This window comes from Bradyrhizobium sp. 23 (genome assembly GCF_023073295.1).
GTDB lineage: Bacteria > Pseudomonadota > Alphaproteobacteria > Rhizobiales > Xanthobacteraceae > Bradyrhizobium > Bradyrhizobium canariense_D.
The window spans coordinates 1-3368 of record NZ_JADPJF010000066.1 but is presented as its reverse complement, the minus strand read 5'-3'; the positions used below and the strand labels follow the sequence as shown (position 1 = coordinate 3368).

General features: G+C 58.3%; 2 protein-coding genes. Both read left to right on the top strand.

Annotation, left to right across the window (positions count from 1 at the left end):
• Positions 1-611: 611 nt before the first annotated feature.
• Complete coding sequence (locus IVB32_RS17790) at positions 612-1049, top strand: hypothetical protein (protein WP_085349975.1); 438 nt, start codon at positions 612-614, stop codon at positions 1047-1049.
• Positions 1050-1145: 96 nt separating this feature from the next.
• The gene (locus IVB32_RS17785; protein WP_247371377.1) at positions 1146-2684 is read left to right on the top strand and encodes an OpgC domain-containing protein; all 1539 of its coding nucleotides are present in this window, start codon (positions 1146-1148) and stop codon (positions 2682-2684) included.
• Positions 2685-3368 lie beyond the last annotated feature (684 nt).

The following is a 3368-nucleotide window of genomic DNA, read 5'->3' as shown; positions in this document are numbered from 1 at the left end:
AGAGAGAGAGAGAGAGAGAGAGAGAGAGGGAGAGGGAGAGGGAGAGGGAGAGGGAGGCCGATGTCTGAATTGGGGTCACAAGCGGTCCTCGACCGGCCTGCTCCCGACAGGTCGGCTATGGGCCAGGAAGAGACATTTATCTCGCGCTGCGCGTCATGCGATCTGAGTCCGTCTCGCGCGCCGTTGCCCTTCTATGCCTCAGCGGTTGTGTGAAACCTCCGCGCGTTCATAAATCGTGAGTTGTGTTTGCCGTTGATCAGATCATGCTCTTCCAGTCGACTAGGTAAACGTGTGCCCGAATCGGACATCTAGTGCGCTGCCAGGCTCGCCGCTCGGCACGCAGTGACACGCAAGGTTCGAGCCGAGCTGACGCGGCTTTAAACGTATCAGTCAGCCAGCTTGACATCTTTTCGCGACAGGTCAGTGCCGCTGCTTGAACCCGCTGCCGCTGCTGCACTCCCCGCTGTGCCACTGCTCATCGAAGGGTAGGGCTCAGTTCCTGGGCGGTTGCAGCGATCAGCGCCGTTCACGACGTACCATATTTCGTTAGGTTTCTCGGGCCTCGCGACGCCGCGATGGCCGCAATGTCTCGATCTCTGGGAGGGAGAGACATGATGAAGCGATCGCCTATTCTCTCTCTGGTGGCTGTCGCGAGCTTCACCGTCCTATGGTTTGTTCTGGATGCCGATCTGCATTTTAGAAGGGCGGCTGCCACTGCAACAACAGCCATGCCACCCGAGGTCGTAGCTGCCGAGCCTTTCAGAACGGCCCACGCCGCTAACAAAAGGTCGATGAGGATACTTGCACTGGATCAGGCTAAGCATCTCGCTTTCTGGACGTCCGTTTTGAAGAATAGAAAGCAGGCCTGTGGAGCTGTTGTTCGGACCATGTATCAAGGCGGCACCGAATCTGGGGTCGATGCTTGGCGCATTGGCTGCCGGGACGGCAGCGAATATTCGATAACAATTAATCCGGACGCGCATGGCTCTGAGGCGGAGTTTCCGGTTTCGGTTTGCAGTGGAATCGCTTTCGCCCGAGGTGCTGAATAGCCCCGTCATTGTGCGTTCAGCACCTGCGAGATCGCCTCTTTATGCCAGCTGTTATCCGCTGTCCCGGCGCGTCCTCGCCAACATGCGAGGATGATCATGACGATTACCCGATCACGACGTGAAACGGTGGAGTTCGAGCACCCATTTCGGATCACAAGCTTCGAGCGGATACTACCGGCTGGCTCCTATGAAGTGATTACCGACGAAGAATTAATGGAAGGAATGGAAGGATTATCATTTCCGTCCTTTCGGTCCGTCGCCACCATGATGATGGTGCCTGCGCCGCCGCCGCGCAGCTCTTTCGTCGAGATGGTGGCGATCAGTTCGATCGATCTGTCCGATGCGCGGGAGCCGATGCGATCGTATCCCGTTAGTGACGCGCCGGCCCACCTCGACAAGCATCGGACTGCGCTGAACATTGACAGTCGCCGGATGCTGGCGGAGATCGAGCGAAACGCGTTGCGCGGACTGCATCCGAAGCCCGAACCCGAGTTGCTCGCGGCGCCTGCGATGCCATTGGCGGGCCCGCGGCCGGAGCCGAAAGGGCTAGGCCGCGACCTACGCATCGATGCTTGCCGCGGCCTCGCGCTCTGGTGCATCTTTTTGAATCATTTCCCCAACAACATCGGAAGCTGGCTGACGCTGCGGAACTACGGCTTCAGTGATAGCGCGGAAGTATTCATGTTCGTCTCGGGTGTGACCTGCGCACTGGCTTACGGCAGCGCACATTCGCGCGATGGCTGGCCCGGCGTCATCACCCGTACGCTGTGGCGAAGCTGGGACATTTATGCTGCATTTCTATTGCTCACTATAGCTTGCGCCATCATGGTCTACCTAACCGGCGGTGGCCGGATCGCCGACGAGAGCAACACGCGCCTTTTGCTGGAACATCCGGGTGCGGCGCTCGCGCATGCGGCGATCCTGCAATACCGTCCGGTCAATACCGACGTCTTGCCGATTTTCGTGGTTTATCATCTTTTGTTTGCACCACTATTGTGGTTGCTGTTGCGAGTGCCGAACGTGACACTCGGCGCGTCGCTCTTGCTTTATGCGCTGGTACACGTCTTCGGCTGGACCGTCCCGGCCTGGCCCAACAACGTGTGGTTCTTCAACCCGCTGGCTTGGCAGCTGCTGGTTGTGCTCGGCGCCTGGTGTGTCATTGCGGGCAAGGGAGTCTGGCCCTGGATGACCTGTCGCATCGCGCTTGTACTTGCAGTTCTCTATCTGACTTTTAGCCTGATCGTCGCATTGAGTTGGTGGCTCACGACCCTGGAAGATCTGGTCCCACAAGCGCTCGCCAGTGTGGTTTACCAAGTCGACAAATCGGATCTCGCTCCCTTGCGGTTGCTGCATTTTTTAGCGCTTGCGATTTTGGCGGTATGGCTCGTACCCCGCGATTGGCAAGGACTGCCGATGCCGCTGATGCGCGCAGCGATCCGCTGTGGGGAGAATTCGCTGGCAATCTATTGTCTCGGTGTTCTGCTGGCGCTCGCCAGCCAAATAGCGCTGGCCGACATCTCGAATGGTCTTGCGATGCAGATCGCGCTCAGCCTCGCCGGCATCCTGCTGATGATCGCCGCCGCAACGCTGCTGAACTCAATCAGGATCAAACCCAGGCAGCCACGATTGATTTGAAGACTTGAGGAAACTTGTTGGCCAGAGAGGCGAGCAGGCAAAATTCGGGAGAAGGCTGCCAACGGCCAGCCTCCACGTCTTCTCTTCCGGGAGGCGATCAAGCTGCGAACTTCACGCGGTGACACGATTTGCAGCGTGATGCGAACGTTGAGATGCTTCCTCCCAAAATCGCAACATGACCGCTTCGGGTCAAAACGCGAAGAACTGAACGTGAGTTGATCTGGTCTGCCATCCCTCAATCAGCGGACCTTGTGGAGGGGCTCGACTTTGTCGCCCAAAACGGCCGCCCGATCGCCTCTCAGCGCACGCGAGGAATTATGTCGACACATGAGCTTAAGGATGCTCAGAGTCGGCAGCACATCATTGGTGGTCAAGCCGCACCACGTCATTCGCCAACTTCGGCGAGCTGCGGCGCAGGAGGAAGCACACCCCGCAAAGTGTCTCCTTCTCCACATGAGGCGGCAGGTGAAGGTTTCGGAATGTTCGTCGAACGATAGCGCAAATTCGCTGGCGAATATGTAGTACGGCGTGGAGATGCAGGCTCCCAGGGCGCTGATGTCGCGCACCACGCACGGATGGGTCCCACTCATCCACCAAACGACGTAAGCGCTTAGCCGCAACCCTATTGAGGCTGGCTTGACGTTTTGCGGAATCGCCACGGCATGAGGTCTTCGATGCGGCTAT